Origin of the sequence: Rhizobium sp. B230/85 (assembly GCF_019355735.1) — a bacterium.
In the GTDB taxonomy this organism is placed as follows: Bacteria; Pseudomonadota; Alphaproteobacteria; order Rhizobiales; family Rhizobiaceae; genus Rhizobium; species Rhizobium rhododendri.
Window position 1 is genome coordinate 1,202,146 of sequence record NZ_CP072156.1, and the last position, 21,457, is coordinate 1,223,602.

The following is a 21,457-nucleotide window of genomic DNA, read 5'->3' on the forward strand; positions in this document are numbered from 1 at the left end:
TGATGCAGCCGGACGGCGGGCCTCTGAAACGGTGGATCTCGGGCCTGGCGGCGCTTTGCGTAGCGCTGGCAGCCTGGATTTATATGGGTTTCGTGCTGCCATTCCGGGCTGCCGCTGCGGGTCGAGATGTCCTCGCGATCCGCATAGCGGGCTACGAGGCCGCCGACGTCCGTGACATGGCGGAATTTCTGCGCACCCACCCCGATGCGGCGGCCATCCAGCAAGGACTGGATACCGGGCCGGCGCTGGTGTTCGCGATGGCGTCCTCAGCCCTGCTTTTCCTGCTGCTGAAGCGCGTTAAACCCGGCGGCATTTTTTTCGGCAGACCGATTCCTCCGGCCGGCGTCTTCCTGCTGTTCTGCCTGCCCATCCTCTACGGACTGGTCGGCTGCGGTGAGACGATCCTCGCCCTCCTGACCTTTCCACCAGCCGTCCCCTCGGAGCAATCGCTGGCATTTGCCTCCGCGGTCATGCCCGTGCTCGGGCGACTTAAGTTCCTGACGCTGGTTGTGGCCGTCATACTGCTTATCCGCTTCGCCGTCCTCAGCCGCCAGCCCGAACCGGATTGATAGGCCAGTTGCTGGGCTCGTGGGCAATCCGAAAGCTGCCGCAAAGTGATCGGCGGATACCCGTTGCAGGCGCTGGCAGGCGCGTGTTTTTTCGACTAGAGCAGCGTCATGTTCCCGCAGTTCTTGGAGTCGCTGCATGACCGGCTATGAAATGTTTTGGCCCTTGGTGGCGCAGACCGTTCTGGTGTTTATCCTCTACGGCCTGCTCAGCCTGCGCCGCTCTGCTGCCATGAAGAGCGGCAGGGCCAAGATGGAGCAATTCCGAGAAAATCGCGACGAGCCAGCCGAAAGCCTGGTGGTGCGCAATGCCATCGCCAACCAGTTCGAATTACCGGTGCTGTTCTACGTCGTCTCCATCGTCCTGTTCATGACCCAGGCCGACAATCTTCCGGCGGTCGCGCTTGCCTGGTTCTTCGTGGCGATGCGCTATGGCCACGCCTATGTGCATGTCACCAGTAACAACCTGCGCTATCGCAGCCCCCTGTTTGCCTTGAGCTTTCTGGCGCTCGTCGGCCTCTGGGTATGGCTGGCGGTATGGCTCGCCTTTTCCTAATCAGCCGGCCACCGGTGCTGGGCTTGCCGCAATGACGGCGTCTGCCAGCGCCTGCATGTCGATGTCGCTCTGGTTGTTGCGCCGCCACGCCAGCCCGATCTCGCGTGACGGCTGAGGCTCCGCGAAGGGGACGATGCGGATGCTGGTACGGCCGGTCTCGGTGGCGACGGCCATTTCGGGGATCAGCGTCATTCCCATGTCGTGCGACACCATCTGCAGCAGCGTCGTCATCGACGTCGCCCCGAAATTGATAAGGCTGCGCTTGCCGGCGCCGCAGACGGAAAGCGCCTGTTCGCGCAGGCAATGGCCCTCTTCCAGCAGCAGCAGGCGGTCGACATCCACTTCGTTTTCGGTGAGCGGCGACATCAGCACATCATCGCCGTTCTCGGCCATCGCCATGAAGAACCGGTCGGTGAAAAGCGATCGGGTGCGAATGCCGTCGCCCTCGAGCGGCAGCGCCGCAATGACGGCATCCAGCCTTCCTTCGGCGAGATCCGCCAGCAGCCGGCTGGTCACCGCCTCCTTCAGTTCGATCTCGACGTTAGGATAGGCGCGGCGCAGGTAGGGCACGAACTGCGGCACCAGGTAAGGTGCGACGGTCGGAATGATGCCGATGCGGATCAGCCCGTCGAGCACGCCGCCCTCTCGCCGCACCGACCGCTCGAGCCGATCGACCTCATGCAAGATGGTGTGGACATGGGTTAGCACCTCCTCCCCCTTGCGCGTCAGGATTGTGCTGCCGCGCGTGCGCTCCACCAGCTTGGCACCGAGATAATTCTCCATCTCCATGATCTGCGCGGAAAGTGCCGGCTGGCTGATGTGGACGAGATCGGCGGCCCGGCCGAAATGGCGGGTAGTGGCAAGGGCTTCGAAATAGCGCATCTGGCGTAACGTCAACATGATAGGAATTCCTGATCGAAGTTACATTTAATAAGATTGGAAATTATCGAAAGTCAATGGGACAAGATGCGACCGAACCTGCAGGAGGGTTCAATACGCATCTGAGCCATGCCGGAAATGGATGCAAAAAAGACATTCTACAATCCGTTCGACCTGACGAAAGTCTGGCCACCCTCGGAGTGTCCGCCGATCGAAATCGGCGTGATCGAACTGAACCGCAATCCGGAAAACTACTTCTCCGAGATCGAGACGCCGCGTTCTCGCCGTCGAACATCGCCGCTGCCATGGGCGAGATCGTCGAGCGTCAGCTGGCCCATTTCAAGCTGGTGCATCCGGAATACGAGGCCGGTGTCCGTATCGCGCTCAAGAACGCGCACGGCTACGAAGCCGATACGATCAGCGCCGCCGCAGAGTAGGGCTTTTTGCTGCGAAAACAGAGTTTGGAAATCGGGGCTTTTGCCCCGATTTCTGTTTCAGGCGGACCCTGCCAGATGGGCGATTACCAGCTCGGAAGCACCAGGGCGGCCTTGGAGCGCGGCAGGTAGCGGTTGAGGCCCTTGCTGTCGGCTTCACTCTCTTCGCCCGTGGCGGCCGGCGTGATGTTATCCAGGCAGGCCGAGATATGCGCGGTGATGGCGTTCATCAGCGATGCGGAGACACCCGGCCGCTTCATGATGCCGATCTGCACCGGCGGCAGTGCTGGAAAGCCATCTGCGTGGCTGAGAACCTTCATGCCGTTGCGCAGCGCCGATTCCGGCATCACCGACACCGCAAGGCCCGCCAGCACTGCAGATGCAATGACGGTGCACGACCAGCTCGTGAACAGCACCTGATATTCGCGGCCGACAGCATCGAGCGACGAACAGCTGACCTGCCGCCACGGGCAATCCCGCCTGCCCAGCGCCAGCGGCACCGGTGCGTCGTCACGCAGCGGATGGTTGGCCGAACTCACCCAGCAGAGCGGCTCGGTCCTGACCACGTCGGACACACGTTCGCGCGGATTGTGGGTGACGAGCGCGATGTCGAGTTCGCCGCGCGCCATCTTCTCGGCGAGGTCGACCGACGGCTCGCAGACGATGTAAAGCTCGACATTAGGATGGGTCTTGGCAAAGCGGCCGATGATCTCCGGCATATAGCGGTCGGCGTAATCGTCGGGCGTGCCGATGCGCAGCGTGCCTTCCAGCCGGTTATCGTCGAAGGCCGCAATCGCCTCGTTGTTGAGGCGGATGATGCGCCGCGCATAGTCGAGCAGCTTTTCGCCCTCGGCCGTCAGCCGGTTGCCGCGACCGTCCTTGATGAACAGCTGCTTGCCAACCCGCTCCTCGAGCCGGCGCATCTGCATGGAGACCGCAGACTGGGTCTTGAAGATCCGATCGGCCGCCTTGGTGAAGCTGCCTGTGTCTACAATGGCGATAAAGGTCTGCAACTGGTCGATGTCGAGCGGCGCTGCCATCGTCTCACCTATGAAAAGAGTTGATGACAAGCATTAGAAACATTCGTTGGACTGATCAATAGCCATTTGGCATCTTCCAACTGCAAATTGCATCGCAATCGAACGGCAGCGTCGTCGTTCGCGCCCGATCAACACCACCTGATCTCCCGGATCCCCCCATGAGGAGGGTGGTTTTTGCGTGCCTTGGGAAGGATAGTCAAATGAGCACGACGGAACTGAGACTGCCAATGAAGACCGCCACACGCACCCTGCCGCTTGCAGCCCGCGTGACCTATGTCTTTGCCATGCTGATCTCTGCAGGCCGCGTGTTTCGTCATCGCACCGAAATCAATCGGCTGCAGGATCTCGACGACAACCAGCTGCGTGACATCGGATTGACCAGGGGCGAGCTGAACAGGGCCCTCATGGGTTCCTCGTTCTTCGAAGACCCGTCGTTGCACCTGACGCAATCCGCCCGGCGCCGTGCGCGCAGCTTCGGCAGCGATGATTTTCGCGGCTGAGAATTCAAGTTTCCCCGCAGGGTGATAGCCAATTGCCCTGCCTCTTGCCCGGTGTCCGGCCTAGCCGACACCGGGTTTTTTTGTGCCGGCCCCGCGCGTGCCGAATACTCTAATACTGGTATTCGTCGAACACCGGCTCCACAGACTGGTTCCAACGACCGTTGTAGCGCGTCAGCATGTCGTCGGAGAGGGTTGCCTTATTGGCCAGCACTTCTTCGAGAGGCGCGAGGAACAGGCTTTCGTCCTGGCCTTCGCTGTTGAGACGGGCACGGGATTTTAGGCCTGCGCGCGAGATCGAAACCACGTCATGGGCGATGTCGAGCAGCGAGCGACCGCCAAAGCTTGCAGTCAGGCCCTGCACAGGCACCGCGTTGCGCAGCGTCTCGACCTCGTCGAAGCCCCAGCCCTTGGTCAGCTCGTCAGCCGCCGACAGGGCAGCATCGTCATAGAGCAGGCCGACCCAGAAGGCCGGCAGGGCACAGATCCGGCGCCAGGGGCCACCATCCGCACCGCGCATTTCCAGGAATCGCTTCAGCCGCACATCGGGAAACAGGGTAGAGAGGTGGTTGGTCCAGTCGCCCATGGTCGGCTCCCACGATGCAATCTCGCCCTTCAGCGCCCCGTTCATGAACTGGCGAAACGTCACGTGGGTACAGTCGTGGTAGCTGCCGTCACGAACGATGAAGTACATCGGCACGTCGAGCGCCCATTCGACATAATGCTCGAAGCGGAAATCGTCGCCAAAGGTGAACGGCAGCAAGCCGGAACGGTTGTTGTCCGTATCGCGCCAGATATCGCCTCGCCAGGAGGAAAGGCCGTTGGGCTTGCCTTCGGTAAACGGCGAGGCGGCAAACAGCGCGGTCGCCAGCGACTGCAGCTTCATCGATACGCGCATCTTCTGGCGCATGTCGGCCTCCGAGGAAAAGTCGAGGTTCACCTGGATGGTGCAGGTGCGGTACATCATGTCCAGACCCTTGCTGCCGACTTTCGGCATGTAGCGGGTCATGATGTCATAGCGCGATTTCGGCATGCGCGGCGTTTCGGCCAGCGTCCATTTCGGGCTACCACCGACGCCGAGAAAGCGGATACCCATCGGCTCGGCAACTTCGCGTACGGTTGCGAGGTGCTGGTTGGATTCCTTGCAGGTCTGGTGGATTGTCTCGACCGGCGCCCCGGACAGCTCGAACTGGCCACCGGGTTCGATCGATATCGCACCCATGCCCGATGGTTCGGCCAAGCCGATGACATGGCCGGCATCGATGATCTCGTCCCAACCGAGCTTTTCGCGCATGCCTTTCAGAAGGGCCGAGATGCTGGCATCGCCGAAATAGGGAACCGGGCTGTTGTCGGCGCGGAAAAAGGCGAACTTCTCGTGCTCGGTGCCGATGCGAAAGCTGTCCTTCGGCTTGCTGCCGGCGTCGAGATATTCGGTCAGTTCCGACACCGATGCGATCGGGGTCTGGTCGGTCGTGTCGCGGGCCATGAAGCTACCTTGATCTCGGAACGGTGCCTGTGCGGAAGACAGACATAAAGAATGGCTGATAGGGCTGGACTCAGTTACGGTGCAAGTGAATTTGTTTCAAGGCTTGTTCAAAAAAATACGATCTCGCCCAAATTTGTACAGTGCCTTTAGTATTTATTGCCAATCGCCGATCGCTGCCTGTATCACCGCCATCGCAGCCACCGCTGCGGTGTCGGCCCTGAGAATGCGGGGCCCGAGCGGAATGGCGGTCACGAAATCCAGGGATCGCAACCGAGCGCGTTCGTCCTCAGAAAACCCGCCCTCCGGCCCGACCAGGAGTGCCAGCTTTGTCTCCTTTATGGACCGCAGCAGCGGCAGCGGGTTCTGTCCTGCATCGCCCTCATCGCAATAGATGATCCGGCGCTCGCTCGGCCAGCGATCGAGCAGATCGTTGAGCTTCACGGGCTCGGCTACCTCGGGGATCGCCAGGATGCCGCATTGCTCGGCTGCCTCGACGGCGTTGGCGCGCAGCCGGTCGATGCTGCCGATCTTGCCCTGCACATGCTGTGTCATCACCGGCTGCAGAATGCCTGCGCCCATTTCCACGGCCTTCTGGACCAGATAGTCGAGACGGCCGACTTTCAGCGGCGCGAAGAGATAGTGCAGATCCGAAGGTGCGGGCTGCGGGCGGGTCTGCAAATGCGGGATCAGCAGCAGGCGCTTGCGGGTCGGAAAGGCGAGCTTGGCCTGCCATTCCCCGTCGCGGCCGTTGAAGATCAAAATCTCCGCATCCGCTTCGAGCCGCAGCACGTTGGCCAGATAGTTGAATTGCTCTACGCCGACCTCGACGGGTTGGCCCTCTGAGATATCGGCGGCGACGAACAATCGCTGCATACGAAAATTGGCGCGCATGAAAACCCTGGCTGTTAGACGAAGAGCGCGAACATAACCGAATAAACCCCGGCCGCAAGCAGGGCTGCCGCCGGCACCGTCACGATCCACGCGCCGATGATCGTCAGGAAATGCGACCGGCGTACCAGCCGTCGGCGGCTGATCTCGTCCGGATTGTAGACTTCCTGTTCCTCGATATCCCAGTGCTCCGCCTTCATCCGCATATAGGCCATCCGCCGTTTCGAGTTGCGGGTGTACCATTCACGGAAGAATCCGACGCCGAAGACCGCGCCGATTGCGACATGGGTCGAGCTGACCGGCATTCCGAACCAGGAAGTGACGATAACGGTCAGCGCCGCCGAAAGAGCGACGCAATAGCCACGCATCGGGTTGAGCTTGGTGATCTGCTCGCCGACCAGCCGGATCAACCGGGGCCCGAACAGCAGGATGCCGACGGCAATGCCGCAGCCGCCGATCAGGACGACCCAGAACGGCGCTGGACCGGCGGGTAAGGTCCCCGCAGAGCGCACGATCGCGCTCAGTGGACCGACGGTGTTGGCGATATCGTTGGCGCCATGGGCAAAGGACAGCAGCGCCGCCGAGCAAATCAACGGCAGCCGAAACAGGCCGCGCAAGGCGCTGTTCTTGTTCTCGAGGCCGACTGACTGGCGCGCCACCAGCGGTCGCGCCATCAGCCACACCAGCAGGCCGACGGTGATGCCGATCGTCAGAACCGTTGCCGGGGAATAGGGCGCGGCGCGCGTCAGCACCATGACGAGGTAGGAGGCAAAGGTGCCTGCCATCGTCCCCGTCAGGATCGGAATCCAGTAGCGGGCCGCACTTATCTTGTCGTCGCGGTAGATGATGAAGGTCTTGATCAGGTACAGAAAGCCTGCGGCAATCGCCCCGGCGATCATCGGCGTCAACATCCAGGTGACCGAGATGGCGATGACCGTGCGCCAGTGGATGGTATCCACACCGACGCCGGCAATCCCCGCACCGATGACCGCCCCGACGATGGCATGCGTGGTGGAAACAGGCGCCTTCAGCCAGGTTGCCAGATTGATCCAGACGGCGGCGGCAGTGAGCGCCGAGATCATCACCCAGGCGAGCAGGCCGCTCTGGGCGATCCGCGAGGTGTCGATGATCTCCGAGGATATGGTCCGCACCACAGGCCCGCCGGCGATGGTGGCGCCCAGCACCTCGACGACCGCTGCCATCACCAACGCCTGCCGCATGCCGATGGCGCGCGCACCGACGGCAGCGCCCACCGTATTGGCCACATCCTTCGCGCCGATGTTGAGCGCCATGTAGCCAGCCAGCGCCACGCCGGCAATGACCAGCGTCGCGCCGGGTCTGTCGAACACGTAGATGCCGGCAAACAGCATGGCAACGCCGAGGAATATCAGCGCATAGCCGGGCGCGATCAGCGGCTTTACCACGTGATCGGCGGCGTCCTCGACATAGGTGAGCTTGTCGAGATCCTTGTCGAGAGTTGGCTTTATCAATCCGGCCGGCCGCTCAGACATGCTTTTTCCTCGACGTTGAGGCGCAATGCTGTGAGGTCACGACGTGGAACTGCGGTCGGTGTCTTCGGCCTGGCCGGTAAGTCCCATCCGCTGCTGGAAGGCGAGGATGAGATCGCGCAGTTCCGGTTCACGGACGCGCCTGACGGCTTCGTTGCAGGAAACCCATTCGAGCGTGCGTTCGCCCTTTTCCTTGAAATTCTTGGCAAGTTCGGTGACGGCAAGGGCATAGACCTGCACTTTGCACGGCACGGTCAGGCCGTCCTTCATGACCTTGGGGTAGGTGAAGAAGCCGAGAGATGTGGCTTCCACTTTTCCGCGCACGCCGGCCTCCTCGTAAGCCTCGCGGGCGGCCACTTCATGCGACAGCTTGCCTGACATCGGCCAGCCCTTGGGAATGACCCAGCGACCGGTATCGCGGCTGGTCATCAGCAACATTTCCAACTCGCCTGTCTTCTTTTTAAAGCGATAGCACAGGGCTGCGTACTGCTGCCGCGGCGGGCGGCGCAACATCAGATGCATATCGGTGGCGAGTCGGGCTAGGAGAGTCAACGGGCGGTTCACCTTAGTAATTTTCGCGAGGAATCATTAAACAAGTTTATTCTACATCAACCTGGGCTAGAACCTATGAAAAAGCGGTTTGGGCCCGGCTTCCAAGGTTGATTATCAGCAAATCCGCATCTCCATCGTCAGAATGCGCCGCCGTTCGTCCCTGTGACGACGAGACGCGAGATAGCCGATGGAGGAGGGTCGGTGACACCAGACGTAAGATGGACGCGGTAACTTTCAATCGTCCGGGGGCCTCTATAGCTTCACTTTTACGATATTGCAAAAATTAAAGAGTTTCCCTTAGTGTCTCAATGTCTCTGCTCCGGACGTGGAATGCGGAGCGTATTTCAGTGCAACGGGGATTGCCGACATGTGGCGTCGACTACTGCTTTCTATCGGCATCTGCGCGGTTGCGGTGCCTGCTTTGGCCGCCGACCGTTTCTACTGCGCAGCCGACGACGCCTCCATCAAGTTCAGCATAGACAGCGGCTTTTCAGACGGTGCGGGCCACAAGCTCAATCATTTCCGTGGCCTCATGGTCGGCAAGTCCCCTCTCATTCCAGAAGACTTCCGCAAGCTGCCGCTCGAATCCACACAGTTGACGCAGTATTGGGCCTATGCTGGCGAAGTGCGGCTTGCTGTCGCAGCCTTTAACGGCAATGGCGACAACGCGGCCAGTGCCGAGCTTGTCATCGTCGCATCAGGCAAGGAAGATGGAACCCCGATGCCGGGCAGCTATGTCCTGACAATCTCGACGCCGGACGGTGCCAAGCCGGCCAAGCTGAACGGCCGGCTCACCTGCAACGCCAAGTGACGGGCCGCCAAACTCGCCGCTCTAGAACTTGAACGAAACGCCGAAGTTGATGGCATTGGTGAAGACGCGCGTCTTCAACGTGTCGCCACTGTCGATGGAAACGTTGTCGACAAAGGAGTAATTGCCTTTGTATTCGACGAACGTCGCCCAGTGCTTGCTGATATCGTAGCTCACGCCTGCCTGCGCCTGTAGCGCAAGTCCGCCGAATTCATAACCGAATGTCCGACCGGAGGGACGCGTGACTTCCACGTGCGGTACGTTGATGCCCGCGCCGGCACCCACATAGGGCGTCCATCTGCGGGAGGGGTCCTGAAAACGATAGAGCGCGTTGGCCGTCAGCAGATTGAGCCCGTCCGTGAACTCGAAGTGCGACCAGCCCGGTGTGTTGCCGAGGTCGCCATAGACCTTGGCGTGGGTGTAGTCGAGCGACACGCCCCAGTTCGGCTGGTTCAGTTCGTCCAGCCACCATGTTCCGCGAACGCCGTAATAAGGCGGGTTGCTGAAGGATTTGCCGGACCAGTTCGGATCGAAATCGACGCCGTCTGACGTGGTGACATTGCTGCCGGTCGCTCCCTGCACCCCGCCATAGGCCGAAAACATCATGTCGGCAAAAGCGTGGTCGGCAACGGTAAGAACCGTAAAGAACGCCACGGCAGCAAAGGCCGACTGGCGAAGTCGATTGGCACGGCGCATGAAGAACCCCCGGATGATTCAGTCATCCATTGATGTCGGGATTTCATGACATGGCTATTACAACAGGTGGTAGAGTGGCCATTTGCTGACCTTGTTCGCCAAGATTGCTGGTTTTGCGACGGAGAATTCGGTCGCAAAACTCAGGTTCGGATTGCTAGAGTTTGCGACGTTACTCGCCGCCACCGTTCGTCGGAGGCTCCAAGCCGAAGGTCTTTTTGTGACCGTCCCAGCCCGTGGTCCTGACGAACTGCTCCCAGCCAAGGCAGTCCGGATTGATCCGCCGGCTCCATTCAAGGTCGCGATCGCCTCGGAAGTAGCCGTACTCCACCGCAAATTCGGCCATGCCGATGATCTCGCGCACAAGTTCTGGGCTTTCGGCAAAATGCGGGAAGTATCGAAGCAACTCTTCGGTTCGGTAAGCCGAGGCGTAAACCGCCTTTTGACCGGTGACGCGAGTAAAAGCCTCGATCATCTCTGCCGGCGAGATGACGTCGCCAATCACCGGCAGCGTCAGGCCGGAATAAGTGCCGGGATGATCGAATATCTCAAGGACTGCCGGTCCCGTCGCAGTTAACGGGTCGACAAAAGGTGCCTTGAAGTGCTCGGGCAAATAGATAGGAAATACCAGCGTGTCGCCATCCATGCGGGGCGCGTAATATTCCAGGAGATTTGTGTAAAAGAACGCAAGCTCGATAAACGAACTCAGGATCGGCAACCCACGGATATAGCCTTCGACCCTGCTTTTGTCGGTGAAGTGTGGCGCAAACTTGATGCCGCCCGTGATTTGGTCGACATTCTCCAAAGTGCTGAAGACCACATGCTGGACGCCGGCCTCGACGGCGGCATCCGCCAGGTCCTTGCCGATGTCGAACTCGTATGTTGCTGGCGGCGCCACGCCCGGGGTCATGAGGAATGCCCCGTGAGCGCCCCTGAACGCGTTGACGAAATCCATTTTGCGGCCTTGCGCGAGTGGGACTGCGAAAAGCTCAGCCCCTTGTGCCGCCAAGGCAAGCGCCTCGGGAGAACCGACGTTGCCGGTGAGGGCGCGCACATGATAGCGCCCGCTTTTTAGCAGCGAGTGGGCCACGCTACGGCCCTGTTTGCTCAGACTTCCTGCGATTGCGACGATAGGTTTGCTGTTCGATGGCATGCAGATCTCCCATGCATTTGGCGTCAATAGAAGCCCATGGGATGGCAGGCGGCATGGTATTTGTGAAATCGATTTAATTCTGGGTTACAATCCATCTGATGGATATCAAGCGTATGGATCTCAACCTGCTCGTCAGCCTGGAAGCTTTGATCATCGAGCGAAATGTCACGAAGGCTGCAAGACGGCTGAACTTAAGTCAGCCAGCGCTCAGCGCGCAGCTGAACCGCCTCCGCGATGTCTTCGATGATCCATTGCTCGTTCCGGGACACCGCGGAATGATCCCGACTGCGAAGGCGTTCGAATTGCTGGAGCCATTGCGCGCGGCGCTGGAACAGCTGCGCAGCACTCTTGATAGTCACAAGAGCTTCGCACCCACGAGTGCCGACCTCGTTGTTTCAATTGCATGCACCGACTATGTCGAGGCGGCGGTCGTCCTTCCCCTCATATTGGCGTTGCGCGAGAAGGCCCCAGGCGTACGGATCGCCGTGCATCGGCTAAACCCGCCGAGACTGGACCAGCAGCTTTCGGATGGCAATGTCGATCTGGCGATCGCCACGCCCGATGGCAGCCATCCACACCTGCGCACGCGGCATCTGTTCGAGGAAACCTACGTTCTCATAGGTCGAGAAGGCCATCCGCATCTGGAGAACAGCCTTTCCGCCGAAGGGTTTGCCGAGCTGGAGCAACTGATCGTCTCGCCGTCCGGCGGCGCATTCACAAGCCCTGTTGATGCAATGCTGGGGACATTTGGTCGTCAACGCAAGATAGTCGCCTCGGCAGCGTCTTTCCTTGTCGTCCCGGAGATCGTCGCTGCCAGCGACCTTGTCGCGCTCGTGCCGCGCCGCTTGCTGCAGCGTCAGCTCCCCCACCTGACCATGATCGACGTCCCATGGCTATCTGAACGATTTACGGTGGAGTTGGTGTGGCACGATCGAACCCATGCGCACCCCGGCCACCAGTGGATCCGTGAACTAATCTACGATCTCATGGTCGATTAAATCGAGAGTGCCAAGCGAGGGGATTGGCGGAAGCCAGGTATGGTTTGGAAAATGACCATTGCGAGAGGGCCGGACACGAATGCCCGGCTCTCTCGAATCCGTCCGACAATCAGCCGCCGAAGCCGCCGAAGAGGGTGCGGAGCACGTCCATGCCGTGGTCCTTGTAGCTGACTTCGCCCTGCTTGTTGCCGGGGCCGACGACGATGACCTTGGTGCCGACGGGCACGTGGTCGTAGAGATCGGCGACATCGGCGTTCATCATGCGGATGCAACCCGACGAAAGGTTGAGGCCGATGGTCCAGGGCTGGTTGGTGCCGTGGATGCGGAAAATCGTGTCGTGGCCGTTCTGGTAGAGATACATGGCGCGGGCGCCGAGCGGGTTGGCTTCGCCGCCTGGCACGGAGGCCGGCAGCGGATGGCCTTCCCGGGCTTCGCGCACGCGCATTTCCGCCGGTGGCGTCCAGACCGGCCATTCCGCCTTGCGGCCGACCGTGACGATCCCCGACCAGCCGAAGCCGTCACGACCGACGCCGATGCCGTAGCGCGTGGCGCGGTTGTTGCCCTCGACGAGATAGAGGAACTTGTTGTTGGTATCGACGATGATCGTGCCAGGCGCCTCATTGGTGACGAGGCGGACGAGACGCTTGTGGAATTCCGCAGGCACGGTCCGGTTCGGTTTGACGTTGCGAACCGCGTCGTTGGCCGTCGTCATCGGGGCGGCCGTCGTCACAGCGATCATGGACGTCAGCGCAATCGCTGTTGCGGCCATCAGCCGAATAACTTGCTTCATCCTGGAGTTCCTCTGGTGCAAAGACCGAGAGGCTAATCAAACCGATTAGAATTTCAAGATCTACAGCATCGGCAGAGGCATTTTTGGGTAGCGTCGAGCCGTCATCTGATCAGCTCGTCGCCACCCATGGTAAAATTACATCACTATGACGCGGGTGCCGACCTTTACGCGGTCGAAAAGATCGCTGACATCCTCGTTGCGCAACCGGATACAGCCGGACGAAACGGCGCTGCCGATGGTCCAGGGCGCGTTCGTGCCGTGGATGCGGTAGAGCGTCGATCCGAGATACATGGCGCGGGCGCCGAGCGGGTTGCCCGTGCCGCCTTCCATGTGGACCGGCAGGTAGTGACCCTTGGCAGCTTCGCGGGCGATCATCTCCGAAGGCGGTGTCCAGCCCGGCCACTCTTCCTTGCGGGTGATGGTATGGGCGCCGGCCCATTCGAAGCCGGGCTTGCCGACGCCGACGCCGTAGCGCCGGGCCTTGCCGCCGCCGGTCACCAGGTAGAGGAAGCGGTTGTCGGTATCGATGACGATGGTGCCCGGCCGTTCCTTGGTCTGGTAATCCACCATTTGCGGCAGATACTGCGGATCGAGGGTCGAGCGGATGACAGGCATGCCGGGTCGCACATTGGCGACCGTCTGTACCGGCCTGCCGCCGAACAGCGGACGCGAAGCCCGCTGCTGGAATAGCCCGCGCGGCTGGACCGGAACCGGGCGAGGGTACACCACCGGCTGGACGGAGGCGCCGCCGAGTTGTGTCACCCAGGGGGCCGTGAGATCGGCGCTGACGATGACCGGCGGGCGTGTCTGGTAGCGGTCGGTGGCAAGGGCAGGCGGGGCAAAGGCGGCGACGAGGCCGGCCGCAAGCAAAATAGACTGTTTCATCATCGGACGGACTCTCTACAATGGACCGAAGATCGGGCGTTCTGGCGCTCGGTTCGGAAAACATCGTGACATTGCCCTGCCCATGAATGGTAAACGGCGGTTCATGAAAACGCCGGCAGACATGTAAACCTTTCGTCAGGGTTAACCATCGGTTTGGAAAGACGGTTTGCAAATGGTAAAGTACCGAACGAATTGGGAAGCCTGATGACTGCAACGGGATTGATCACCGGCGACGACGGCCGGGAGCGCTGTTTCTGGCACGCAAACCTGCCCGATTATCTGCGCTATCACGACGAGGAGTGGGGGCGTCCCGTCACCGACGATATCAGGCTGTTCGAGAAGATCTGCCTCGAGGGTTTTCAGTCCGGCCTGTCCTGGCTGACGATCTTGCGCAAGCGCGACAACTTCCGCCACGCCTTTGCCGGGTTCGATTTCCATCAGGTTGCCCTGTTCGGAGAGGCCGACATCGAGCGCTGCGTCGCCGATGCGGGCATCATCCGCCATCGCGGCAAGATCGTCTCGACGGTCAACAACGCCCGTCGTGCCATAGAGCTGAAAGAGGAGTTCGGGTCGCTCGCGCGTTATTTCTGGAGCCACGAGCCGAAGCCCGACGAGCGACCCGCAGTTGTCGACCGCGCAAGCCTTTCGGCCAATCCGACGACGCCCACCTCCGTGCGTTTATCCAAGGACCTGAAGAAACGTGGCTGGACTTTTGTCGGCCCAACGACAATCTATGCCTTCATGCAGGCCATGGGTCTGGTCAACGATCATCTCGAGGGCTGCTATTGCCGGGACAGTGTGGAAAAGATGCGCAACGCGCTGGTGCGGCCGTGAGAAGGCTCTGCTTGTCGCTCGGCCTGTGGCTCGCCGCCACCGGTCTTGGCTCTGTGGCCCACGCCGAGGATGCCAGGGCGCCGCAGTTGCAGATGCCTGAACTCGACCGCGGCGAGGAGCTTGAAAAGCTCGGCTTTCCCGCCGTCACCGAAAAGCTCACCGGCTGGACGAAATTCGGCAAGGGCAAGGTCTACACCCTGCCGATCAAGGCCGGCCAGCATGTGAAGATCACCTTTGCGTCGAAGAGCCAGTATGCCTTCATGGCCATATTCGACCTGACCTCGAGCGCCGACGAAGCCTTTTTCGGCACCGATGAGGACGGCATGACTGCCGATGTCACCGTCAGCGCCGATACGACTTGGTTCATCAAGCCATACTATTCCCGCGTCACCCGGCGGCGTGGCCTCGGCGCACCTTATTCGATCCTCATCGAGCCGCTGCCATCGGGCCTGCCGCAGCAATCGGCTCCGGCTGGCGACGCGGACAAGGCGCCTTCCCTGTTTCCGCCAAAACCAGGCACCCCGGCGCCTGCCGCCAACAAGCCGTCCCTGTTCCGGCCCTAGCGGATCGGGAGCCTCAGGCGGCAGACAGCTTTGCGATCAACGCTCTGAGCTCGCCCAGATGCTCTATCTTGTGGAAGCGCGGTGCGTCCTTGGGTTCGTCGACATGTTCGTAGACCCAGGTCAGCGCATGCGGCACGAAAACGCCGTAGCTGCCGGCAGCGATGGCCGGGACGATGTCGGATTTCAGTGAGTTGCCGACCATCATCGCCCGCTCCGGCCCGTCGCCGACTTTGGCGAAGATCCGGCGATATGTGGTTGCCGTCTTGTCCGAGACGATCTCGACGGCATCGAAGAAATCGCCAAGACCGGATTGCGCCAGCTTGCGCTCCTGGTCGAACAGATCGCCCTTGGTGATCAGCACCAGCAGGTAATGTCCGGCCAGTGCCTCGAGGGTTTCGCGCGCATGCGGCAGGGTTTCCACCGGATGCGACAGCAGGTCCCGACCGATATCGAGGATCTCGGCGACAACCCTCGCCGGAACAGTGCCTTCGGTGATCTCGATGGCCGTCTCGATCATCGACAGGGTGAAACCCTTGATGCCGAACCCGTAATGGGCAAGGTTGCGGCGCTCGGCGGCAAGCAGCCGCTCCGACACCCTGTCCCCCTCGGCGTAGTCGGCGAGCAATTCGGTAAAATGCTTTTCGGTCAGCTGGTAGAAGTGTTCGTTCTGCCAGAGCGTATCGTCGGCATCGAAGCCGATGGTGGTCAGCGGACGCACGGTCATAGCCATCTTCCTCGTCGGTTCTTCGGGCAGACTTTATCCCTTCCGGCAAGCGAGACAAGCATCCTCGAATACATCACGGCTGCGTGAAACCGGTACATCGTATCGTTGAAGTCGGGGCTCCCCGCGTTATCTTGCCTCAGCAGCAAGGCCTGCAGGCGATCCGCTTGCGAGCGGACAGCAGCGTCGATACGCCTGCGGAGTGTCCAATTGCGGCCGAACGAAAGGAATTTCAAATGCGCTACAATCAGCTTGGCAACACCGGCATGTTCGTCTCCGAACTCTGCCTGGGCACCATGACCTTTGGCGAGGCCGGCGGCGGCAGCACCTGGGGTGCAATTGCCGACGTCGACCAGGATGCAGCCGACAAGATCGTCGAAAAGTCGCTTGCGGCCGGCGTCAACTTCATCGATACCGCCGACGTCTATTCCTTCGGCGTTTCCGAGACGATCCTCGGCCAGGCGCTGCAAAACCTGGAAGTGCCGCGCAAGGACGTGGTTATCGCCACCAAGGTTTTCGGCCCCATGGGTGAAAAGCCTAACGATCGCGGCGCCTCGCGCGGCCACATCATGGATTCCGTAGAGGCCAGCCTCGAGCGGCTGCAGGTCGATCATATCGATCTCTACCAGATCCACGCGACCGACTCGGTGACCCCGATCGAAGAGACGCTGCGTGCCTTCGACGATCTCGTCTCCGGCGGTCTGGTGCGCTATATCGGCGTATCGAACTGGCAGGCCTGGCGCATCGAAAAAGCGCTCGGCATCTCCGAGCGTCGCGGCTTTGCCCGCTTCGAGACGGTGCAGGCCTATTACTCCATCGCCGGCCGCGACATCGAGCGCGAGATTGTGCCGATGATGGCGGAAGAGAAGATGGGCCTGATGGTCTGGTCGCCGCTCGCCGGCGGGCTGCTATCCGGCAAGTACGGCCCGGGCGCACCCGGTAACGGCGAAGGTCGCCGCGCCAGCTTCGATTTCCCGCCAGTCGATAAGGACCGCGCCTGGGCCTGCGTCGCCGCCATGCGTGAAGTTGCTGCCAAGCACGATGCCAGCGTTGCCGAAGTGGCGCTTGCCTGGATCCTCGCAAAACCTTTCGTCACCAGCGTCATCATCGGTGCCAAGCGGGTCGAACAGCTCGACCAGAACCTCAGCGCCGTCGATCTCAGGCTGGATGCCGAAGATATGGCAAGGCTCGACGAGATCAGCGCACTCGATGCCGAATATCCGGGCTGGATGATGCCGCGCCAGAACGCCGCTCGCCGTCCCCAGCCTTTCGATCCGAAGGCCTGATCGCGCAGACTACGAAGCCGTCCCGCTCTGTCGGGGCGGCTTTTCTCCTAAAGGAATGTTTCCGCAATCGGCTCCCAGCCATTCGGACCCGGACGAAACTGCGGAATATGCGCGAGGCTTTGAACCAGGGCGCTGTCGGCGCCAAGCGTCTTCTGCCAGTCGCGCGCCTCGGTCAGGATCACGCCGACACCGACGACCTCGCCGCCTGCCTTGCGCACCAGTTCCATCGAGCCCTTCAGGCTGGAGCCGGATGCGACGACATCGTCCACCATCACGACGCGCTTGCCGGCCAGCAGCGGAACCGCCTGACGGTCGAGCAGCAGGCGTTGTTCGCCCTTGGAGGTGATCGATGTGATCGTCTGCACGAGCGCATCGCCAAGATGGATTTTCGGCGATTTCTGCAGGATGACGTAGCGATCAAGCCCCAGCGCCCGGCTGACCTCGATTGCAACCGGAATGCCGAGCGTGGCTGCCCCGACGATGACATCCGGCCTCAGCGGCGCCAGCTTGGCGGCCAGTTTTTCCCCGACATGTGCGCCGAACCTGACGCCGAGATCGATCACCATCATCAGCGAAATGGCAAAATCCGGTTTTATCGGCACGATTGGCAGATCAAGCCGATAGCCGGCGACATCGACGGTCCAGTGCTGGGTTTCGATGGCGGCGGGATCTGTCATGGGGTCGGCCTCGGGCGGGGATGAAAGCGTGATTGCGCTGGTGCCGGTCTTACTTCCCGTGCGCCTTCAGCCAGGCCTCCATTTCCTTTATCTCCTTCTGCTGGGCCTCGATGACGCCCTTCGCCAGTTTGCGAAGTTCCGGATCCTTGCCGTATTGCAGTTCGACCTTCGCCATCTCGATGGCACCCTGATGATGGGGGATCATGCCGCGCACGAAATCGGCGTCGGCATTGCCGCTGTAGGTCAGGCCCATGTCCTTGTGCATTTTCGCGTTGGCAGCCGCAAAGGCCTGGCTCGACGGGCTCTGGTCACCCATCGGCTTGCTCATATCCATCTTTGACATGTCTTCGGCAAAGACGGTGCTGGAGGCAAAGGCGAGTAGGGAGGCCAGGAGGATGGTTTTCGTGAGCATAGAATTCCTCGTTCGGGGATGGGTCGAAATTTGGGTGAAGTCAGTTAGTTCAGATTTTGGCCGCCTTGCGCAAAGCCTCGTTGATACGGCTCTGCCAGCCCTTGCCGGTGGCCTTGAAGGCATCGATGACATCGGGATCGAGCCGCAGCGAGATTTGCCGCTTCGGCGCCTCGACCGCCGGTCGCCCCCGGGCCCGGCGAATGCTTTCCGCCAGATCCGGGAAAACCTCGGCAAACGGACGGGCATTCTTGAAGTCTTCCTCGGTCCATTCAGGATTGTCGGAAACCTCCTCCCAATCCTGGTCTGAATAGCCCCGGCCATTCTGGAAGTCGCTCCGCATTTCAGTTTTCTTTGTCATTCAACAGGCTCCTTTCGGCTTTGTGCGCAGGCCGCATCGATATTACCGAGACCGCCTCGCGCCCGAGAACGGCGAAGATGACTGCGGTCGTACCGTCATGTCGTCGCCCGATGGCCTTGAACCGTCCGAGTTTTGCCGGTTGCAAAAGAGCTGCAAGAAAGAAATCCGCGTCGAGTTCGGCGAAATCGAGGCCGTGCTTGTCGAAATTTGCGAGCCGCTTGCGCTCGTCCCACGTAATTTTCATCGCAAGAATACCCCCGAAGTGAATATTTGTCGATAATAAAAGTGCTACAATAAAACTTGCATCCTGCGCTATCCGCGCGACAGGCGGGCGGCGATCACCTGATGGACGATCTGGTAGTCCCGGCTCTCCTCGCCGAGCGGCGCCACCGGCCATGTCCAGCGCTCGATGGCCTCGGGCGGTGCGATGCCGAGCAGCAGGTCTGCCTGCTCGTGGATCTTGCCTGTCCGGTCGATGACGGCGTAGGCGATATCGGTGACAAGGCAGCTGCGACAGGGCAGGACGGCGAGGTCGGCAAGATGTGCGCCGACGAGGCGTGCCGCCGCATCCGCCGGCATGGTGCCTTTGCTGTCTTCGGATAGTCGCCGCTGCACGCCCCGGCCGATCTGCGACAGGAGGTTGGCTGACACAACGAGGTCGAGGTAGGGAACCTGCCGCAAAAAGCCGAGCGGTTCGAGGGCTTTCCCGGCGGCGAGCTGGTCATAGCCCGAGAGGTCGCGCTCGATCAGGCGGACGTTGCCGAGACGCCGGGCCTTCAGCCAGAGCCGCAGCGATGCCAGATGCACGAGATCGACCAGCACGACGGTATCGAAAGCCTGGGACAGTTCGACAATCGGTACATCGCGCAGCAGGCCTGAACCGAGCACCACGGCGGTGCGCCGCTGGGTAAGATCGGCCATTGCATCGAGCATAGCCTTCTGGCTGCGCATCTCGTGCTCTGCCCAGGCCGCTCGGCAGCGTCCGGCTCGCGACCAGAGGCTGACGGAAGAGCGGACGAACCGTCGAAACGGCTTGCCGGTGAGGGGCAGGGTGGCGATTTGCTGCAGCGTTTCGGCAATCATCGGCAGGCAGCGTCGGGCAAGGGTGGGGCCAAAACCAGGATGGCGGATTTTGCGGGTGGCGGCATGGCGGTTTGCTGGAGCATCGATGTCGGCCTTCCCGGAAAGATATCGGCGAGGGTGGCATTTTTCCCAGGCAACCGCCAGCCGCCGAATTGCCGTTGCAACCCTTGCCGCAATCGGCCCGATCCGCTAGGAAACCGCCACTGTCACAGGACCGGAATGCAGCGCCATGAACGACAAGCCGAAGAAGCCCCAGAAGCTGAGAGCCCGCCTGCCGCGCGGTTTTGGTGATCGCACTGCTGCCGATATCCATGCCACCAACGAGATGGTCGCAAAAATCCGCGAGGTCTACGAGCGCTACGGTTTCGACCCGATCGAGACGCCGCAATTCGAATACACCGATGCGCTCGGAAAATTCCTGCCTGACAGCGACCGTCCGAACGAAGGCGTGTTCTCGCTGCAGGATGACGACGAGCAGTGGATGAGCCTGCGCTACGACCTGACGGCGCCGCTCGCCCGCCATGTCGCGGAGAATTTCAACGAGATCCAGCTGCCCTACCGCACTTACCGCCAGGGCTACGTCTTCCGCAACGAAAAGCCCGGCCCCGGCCGCTTCCGCCAGTTCATGCAGTTCGACGCCGACAGCGTCGGCGCACCCGGCGTCCAGTCCGATGCCGAAATGTGCATGATGATGGCCGACACGCTGGAAGCGCTTGGCATCAAGCGCGGTGACTACGTGATCCGGGTGAACAACCGCAAGGTTCTAGATGGGGTCATGGAAGCAGCGAAGATCACAGATCCGGCGCAGAAGCTCACAGTACTCAGAGCTCTGGATAAGTTTGACAAGTTCGGCTGGGCTGGCGTGAAGCTGCTGCTTGGTGATGGTCGTAAGGATGAGAGTGGCGACTTTACTAAAGGCGCCGGCTTGAATGATGACCAGATAAAGGTGCTTGAGTGGTACATCAACGTTGATGAACTGGCAGATGGCGGTCTCAAGCAGAATTTAGATTTTGTAAGTTCCTTAGAATACTTGTTTGCCGATAAAAGCGAGATCGGTACCGAGGGCTTTGCAGAGCTGAAGACAATCGCATCTATCATTACGTCTGCTGGTTACCTTAGAGACCGAATTCGCATCGACACCTCCGTCGTCCGTGGCCTCGAATACTACACCGGCCCCGTCTACGAAGCCGAACTGACCTTCGACGTCACCAATGAAAAGGGCGAAAAGGTCGTTTTCGGCTCGGTGGGCGGTGGCGGTCGATACGATGGGCTCGTGTCGCGTTTCATGGGCCAGCCTGTGCCGGCCACCGGCTTCTCCATCGGCGTTTCGCGCCTGATGACGGCGTTGAAGAACCTTGGCAAGCTCGGTCAGGACGAGGTGCTGGCACCTGTGCTCGTCACCGTCATGGACAGTGATATCGAGTCTCTGGGAGGCTACCAGCGGCTCACGCAGGCGCTTCGTGGCGCCGGGATCCGTGCCGAAATGTACCAAGGCAGCGCCAAGAAGAAGATCGGCGACCAGCTGAAATACGCGGACCGTCGCGGTTGCTCGATCGCCATCATCCAGGGCGGCAACGAGCGGGCCGAGGGCGTGGTGCAGATCAAGGACCTGATCGAGGGCAAGCGCCTTTCCGGCGAGATCGAGGACAACGCATCCTGGCGCGAGGCGCGGGTGGCGCAGGAGATCGTGCCGGAAGCCGAGATTGTCGCCAAGGTGCAGGCGATGCTGGCAGCCCAGGCGGAGGACCGCAAGCGGGCGATGCAGGGGCAGCAGGCATGACGCGGGCAAG

The 21,457-nt window shown here is 61.0% G+C and carries 25 protein-coding genes and 1 pseudogene; 10 read left to right on the forward strand and 16 right to left on the reverse strand.

Annotation, left to right across the window (positions count from 1 at the left end):
• Positions 1 to 2: 2 nt before the first annotated feature.
• Together J5289_RS05690 and J5289_RS05695 are read left to right on the forward strand one after the other, a co-directional pair.
• On the forward strand, positions 3 to 569 hold the full coding sequence (locus J5289_RS05690; RefSeq protein ID WP_209182926.1) for a hypothetical protein: 567 nt from the start codon (positions 3 to 5) through the stop codon (positions 567 to 569).
• Between the two features lie 136 nt (positions 570 to 705).
• Positions 706 to 1,122 carry an MAPEG family protein gene (locus tag J5289_RS05695; RefSeq protein ID WP_209182900.1) on the forward strand — a complete coding sequence of 139 codons (417 nt, stop codon included), beginning with the start codon at positions 706 to 708 and terminating at the stop codon, positions 1,120 to 1,122.
• Here J5289_RS05695 and J5289_RS05700 read toward each other — a convergent pair whose 3' ends face one another.
• A complete protein-coding gene (locus J5289_RS05700) occupies positions 1,123 to 2,022 on the reverse strand; it encodes a hydrogen peroxide-inducible genes activator (RefSeq protein WP_209182901.1) in 900 nt (299 codons plus the stop codon).
• Between the two features lie 108 nt (positions 2,023 to 2,130).
• On the opposite strand from J5289_RS05700, the pseudogene J5289_RS05705 reads away from it, so the two are divergent.
• Positions 2,131 to 2,438, forward strand: a pseudogene (locus tag J5289_RS05705) (catalase); the annotation flags it as partial.
• Positions 2,439 to 2,521: 83 nt separating this feature from the next.
• Here J5289_RS05705 and J5289_RS05710 read toward each other — a convergent pair.
• The gene (locus J5289_RS05710; RefSeq protein ID WP_111217523.1) at positions 2,522 to 3,475 is read right to left on the reverse strand and encodes a LysR substrate-binding domain-containing protein; all 954 of its coding nucleotides are present in this window, start codon (positions 3,473 to 3,475) and stop codon (positions 2,522 to 2,524) included.
• 200 nt (positions 3,476 to 3,675) lie between these two features.
• On the opposite strand from J5289_RS05710, the gene J5289_RS05715 reads away from it, so the two are divergent.
• The gene (locus tag J5289_RS05715; protein ID WP_142824082.1) at positions 3,676 to 3,975 is read left to right on the forward strand and encodes a DUF1127 domain-containing protein; all 300 of its coding nucleotides are present in this window, start codon (positions 3,676 to 3,678) and stop codon (positions 3,973 to 3,975) included.
• A gap of 109 nt (positions 3,976 to 4,084) precedes the next feature.
• Here J5289_RS05715 and J5289_RS05720 read toward each other — a convergent pair whose 3' ends face one another.
• The 4 genes from J5289_RS05720 to J5289_RS05735 all read right to left on the reverse strand — a co-directional run bounded on the left by J5289_RS05720 (position 4,085) and on the right by J5289_RS05735 (position 8,406).
• Positions 4,085 to 5,458, reverse strand: coding sequence for a glutamate--cysteine ligase (locus J5289_RS05720; protein ID WP_111217527.1), 1,374 nt, complete (start codon positions 5,456 to 5,458; stop codon positions 4,085 to 4,087).
• 153 nt (positions 5,459 to 5,611) lie between these two features.
• On the reverse strand, positions 5,612 to 6,349 hold the full coding sequence (locus J5289_RS05725; protein WP_209182903.1) for a 16S rRNA (uracil(1498)-N(3))-methyltransferase: 738 nt from the start codon (positions 6,347 to 6,349) through the stop codon (positions 5,612 to 5,614).
• 14 nt (positions 6,350 to 6,363) lie between these two features.
• Positions 6,364 to 7,857 carry an inorganic phosphate transporter gene (locus J5289_RS05730; protein ID WP_209182904.1) on the reverse strand — a complete coding sequence of 498 codons (1,494 nt, stop codon included), beginning with the start codon at positions 7,855 to 7,857 and terminating at the stop codon, positions 6,364 to 6,366.
• A gap of 36 nt (positions 7,858 to 7,893) precedes the next feature.
• A complete protein-coding gene (locus J5289_RS05735) occupies positions 7,894 to 8,406 on the reverse strand; it encodes an NUDIX hydrolase (protein ID WP_202617129.1) in 513 nt (170 codons plus the stop codon).
• Between the two features lie 367 nt (positions 8,407 to 8,773).
• Between J5289_RS05735 and J5289_RS05740 the strand changes: the two genes are divergently transcribed.
• Positions 8,774 to 9,217, forward strand: a complete 444-nt coding sequence (locus tag J5289_RS05740) for a hypothetical protein (protein WP_209182905.1) — start codon at positions 8,774 to 8,776, stop codon at positions 9,215 to 9,217.
• A 21-nt stretch (positions 9,218 to 9,238) separates the two neighbouring features.
• On the opposite strand, the gene J5289_RS05745 is transcribed toward J5289_RS05740, so the two are convergent.
• Both J5289_RS05745 and J5289_RS05750 read right to left on the reverse strand, forming a co-directional pair.
• Positions 9,239 to 9,910, reverse strand: coding sequence for an outer membrane protein (locus J5289_RS05745; RefSeq protein WP_209182906.1), 672 nt, complete (start codon positions 9,908 to 9,910; stop codon positions 9,239 to 9,241).
• A gap of 169 nt (positions 9,911 to 10,079) precedes the next feature.
• Positions 10,080 to 11,060 (reverse strand): NmrA/HSCARG family protein, encoded by a 981-nt coding sequence (locus J5289_RS05750; protein WP_209182907.1) that lies wholly within the window; start codon positions 11,058 to 11,060, stop codon positions 10,080 to 10,082.
• A 98-nt stretch (positions 11,061 to 11,158) separates the two neighbouring features.
• Here J5289_RS05750 and J5289_RS05755 point away from each other — a divergent pair, with 98 nt between their 5' ends.
• Positions 11,159 to 12,058, forward strand: coding sequence for a LysR family transcriptional regulator (locus tag J5289_RS05755; protein ID WP_247750674.1), 900 nt, complete (start codon positions 11,159 to 11,161; stop codon positions 12,056 to 12,058).
• 109 nt (positions 12,059 to 12,167) lie between these two features.
• On the opposite strand, the gene J5289_RS05760 is transcribed toward J5289_RS05755, so the two are convergent.
• Both J5289_RS05760 and J5289_RS05765 read right to left on the reverse strand, forming a co-directional pair.
• Positions 12,168 to 12,848 carry a L,D-transpeptidase gene (locus J5289_RS05760; protein WP_209182908.1) on the reverse strand — a complete coding sequence of 227 codons (681 nt, stop codon included), beginning with the start codon at positions 12,846 to 12,848 and terminating at the stop codon, positions 12,168 to 12,170.
• Positions 12,849 to 12,983: 135 nt separating this feature from the next.
• Positions 12,984 to 13,736: a L,D-transpeptidase gene (locus J5289_RS05765; RefSeq protein ID WP_209182909.1), complete on the reverse strand. Its 753-nt coding sequence runs from the start codon at positions 13,734 to 13,736 to the stop codon at positions 12,984 to 12,986.
• 201 nt (positions 13,737 to 13,937) lie between these two features.
• Here J5289_RS05765 and J5289_RS05770 point away from each other — a divergent pair, with 201 nt between their 5' ends.
• A complete protein-coding gene (locus J5289_RS05770; protein ID WP_209182910.1) occupies positions 13,938 to 14,567 on the forward strand; it encodes a DNA-3-methyladenine glycosylase I in 630 nt (209 codons plus the stop codon).
• Positions 14,568 to 14,659: 92 nt separating this feature from the next.
• Positions 14,660 to 15,130 (forward strand): hypothetical protein, encoded by a 471-nt coding sequence (locus J5289_RS05775; protein ID WP_142824459.1) that lies wholly within the window; start codon positions 14,660 to 14,662, stop codon positions 15,128 to 15,130.
• A gap of 13 nt (positions 15,131 to 15,143) precedes the next feature.
• On the opposite strand, the gene J5289_RS05780 is transcribed toward J5289_RS05775, so the two are convergent.
• Entirely contained in the window at positions 15,144 to 15,854 is a 711-nt protein-coding gene (locus J5289_RS05780; protein WP_209182912.1) for an HAD family hydrolase, read from the reverse strand.
• 233 nt (positions 15,855 to 16,087) lie between these two features.
• Between J5289_RS05780 and J5289_RS05785 the strand changes: the two genes are divergently transcribed.
• A complete protein-coding gene (locus J5289_RS05785) occupies positions 16,088 to 17,137 on the forward strand; it encodes an aldo/keto reductase (RefSeq protein WP_142824094.1) in 1,050 nt (349 codons plus the stop codon).
• A 47-nt stretch (positions 17,138 to 17,184) separates the two neighbouring features.
• Here J5289_RS05785 and J5289_RS05790 read toward each other — a convergent pair whose 3' ends face one another.
• From J5289_RS05790 to J5289_RS05810, 5 genes are read right to left on the reverse strand one after another with little or no spacing between them, the layout of a single operon-like run.
• Positions 17,185 to 17,814, reverse strand: coding sequence for a phosphoribosyltransferase family protein (locus tag J5289_RS05790; RefSeq protein ID WP_209182913.1), 630 nt, complete (start codon positions 17,812 to 17,814; stop codon positions 17,185 to 17,187).
• 49 nt (positions 17,815 to 17,863) lie between these two features.
• Positions 17,864 to 18,226, reverse strand: a complete 363-nt coding sequence (locus J5289_RS05795) for a DUF305 domain-containing protein (protein ID WP_209182914.1) — start codon at positions 18,224 to 18,226, stop codon at positions 17,864 to 17,866.
• A 49-nt stretch (positions 18,227 to 18,275) separates the two neighbouring features.
• A complete protein-coding gene (locus tag J5289_RS05800) occupies positions 18,276 to 18,584 on the reverse strand; it encodes a BrnA antitoxin family protein (protein ID WP_209182915.1) in 309 nt (102 codons plus the stop codon).
• Positions 18,568 to 18,981: a BrnT family toxin gene (locus tag J5289_RS29705; RefSeq protein ID WP_307877414.1), complete on the reverse strand. Its 414-nt coding sequence runs from the start codon at positions 18,979 to 18,981 to the stop codon at positions 18,568 to 18,570. The genes J5289_RS05800 and J5289_RS29705 overlap by 17 nt, the downstream gene beginning before the upstream one ends.
• Complete coding sequence (locus J5289_RS05810; protein ID WP_209182917.1) at positions 18,897 to 19,667, reverse strand: hypothetical protein; 771 nt, start codon at positions 19,665 to 19,667, stop codon at positions 18,897 to 18,899. The genes J5289_RS29705 and J5289_RS05810 overlap by 85 nt, the downstream gene beginning before the upstream one ends.
• A gap of 229 nt (positions 19,668 to 19,896) precedes the next feature.
• Between J5289_RS05810 and hisS the strand changes: the two genes are divergently transcribed.
• A complete protein-coding gene (gene hisS, locus J5289_RS05815; RefSeq protein WP_209182918.1) occupies positions 19,897 to 21,447 on the forward strand; it encodes a histidine--tRNA ligase in 1,551 nt (516 codons plus the stop codon).
• The last annotated feature ends 10 nt before the right edge of the window (positions 21,448 to 21,457 follow it).

Bases quoted from the DNA above. Each gene is read 5' to 3' on its own strand.
- hisS (WP_209182918.1), top strand. From the start codon at position 19,897: ATGAACGACAAGCCGAAGAAGCCCCAGAAGCTGAGAGCCCGCCTGCCG.
- J5289_RS05700 (WP_209182901.1), bottom strand. From the start codon at position 2,022: ATGTTGACGTTACGCCAGATGCGCTATTTCGAAGCCCTTGCCACTACC.
- J5289_RS05760 (WP_209182908.1), bottom strand. From the start codon at position 12,848: ATGAAGCAAGTTATTCGGCTGATGGCCGCAACAGCGATTGCGCTGACG.
- J5289_RS05730 (WP_209182904.1), bottom strand. From the start codon at position 7,857: ATGTCTGAGCGGCCGGCCGGATTGATAAAGCCAACTCTCGACAAGGAT.
- J5289_RS05720 (WP_111217527.1), bottom strand. From the start codon at position 5,458: ATGGCCCGCGACACGACCGACCAGACCCCGATCGCATCGGTGTCGGAA.
- J5289_RS05780 (WP_209182912.1), bottom strand. From the start codon at position 15,854: ATGACCGTGCGTCCGCTGACCACCATCGGCTTCGATGCCGACGATACG.
- J5289_RS05765 (WP_209182909.1), bottom strand. From the start codon at position 13,736: ATGATGAAACAGTCTATTTTGCTTGCGGCCGGCCTCGTCGCCGCCTTT.
- J5289_RS05690 (WP_209182926.1), top strand. From the start codon at position 3: ATGCAGCCGGACGGCGGGCCTCTGAAACGGTGGATCTCGGGCCTGGCG.
- J5289_RS05750 (WP_209182907.1), bottom strand. From the start codon at position 11,060: ATGCCATCGAACAGCAAACCTATCGTCGCAATCGCAGGAAGTCTGAGC.
- J5289_RS05715 (WP_142824082.1), top strand. From the start codon at position 3,676: ATGAGCACGACGGAACTGAGACTGCCAATGAAGACCGCCACACGCACC.
- J5289_RS05770 (WP_209182910.1), top strand. From the start codon at position 13,938: ATGACTGCAACGGGATTGATCACCGGCGACGACGGCCGGGAGCGCTGT.
- J5289_RS05810 (WP_209182917.1), bottom strand. From the start codon at position 19,667: ATGATTGCCGAAACGCTGCAGCAAATCGCCACCCTGCCCCTCACCGGC.
- J5289_RS05775 (WP_142824459.1), top strand. From the start codon at position 14,660: ATGCCTGAACTCGACCGCGGCGAGGAGCTTGAAAAGCTCGGCTTTCCC.
- J5289_RS29705 (WP_307877414.1), bottom strand. From the start codon at position 18,981: ATGGCCGGTGGCGCCGCTCGGCGAGGAGAGCCGGGACTACCAGATCGT.
- J5289_RS05710 (WP_111217523.1), bottom strand. From the start codon at position 3,475: ATGGCAGCGCCGCTCGACATCGACCAGTTGCAGACCTTTATCGCCATT.
- J5289_RS05790 (WP_209182913.1), bottom strand. From the start codon at position 17,814: ATGACAGATCCCGCCGCCATCGAAACCCAGCACTGGACCGTCGATGTC.
- J5289_RS05800 (WP_209182915.1), bottom strand. From the start codon at position 18,584: ATGACAAAGAAAACTGAAATGCGGAGCGACTTCCAGAATGGCCGGGGC.
- J5289_RS05695 (WP_209182900.1), top strand. From the start codon at position 706: ATGACCGGCTATGAAATGTTTTGGCCCTTGGTGGCGCAGACCGTTCTG.
- J5289_RS05755 (WP_247750674.1), top strand. From the start codon at position 11,159: ATGGATATCAAGCGTATGGATCTCAACCTGCTCGTCAGCCTGGAAGCT.
- J5289_RS05740 (WP_209182905.1), top strand. From the start codon at position 8,774: ATGTGGCGTCGACTACTGCTTTCTATCGGCATCTGCGCGGTTGCGGTG.
- J5289_RS05795 (WP_209182914.1), bottom strand. From the start codon at position 18,226: ATGCTCACGAAAACCATCCTCCTGGCCTCCCTACTCGCCTTTGCCTCC.
- J5289_RS05745 (WP_209182906.1), bottom strand. From the start codon at position 9,910: ATGCGCCGTGCCAATCGACTTCGCCAGTCGGCCTTTGCTGCCGTGGCG.
- J5289_RS05725 (WP_209182903.1), bottom strand. From the start codon at position 6,349: ATGCGCGCCAATTTTCGTATGCAGCGATTGTTCGTCGCCGCCGATATC.
- J5289_RS05785 (WP_142824094.1), top strand. From the start codon at position 16,088: ATGCGCTACAATCAGCTTGGCAACACCGGCATGTTCGTCTCCGAACTC.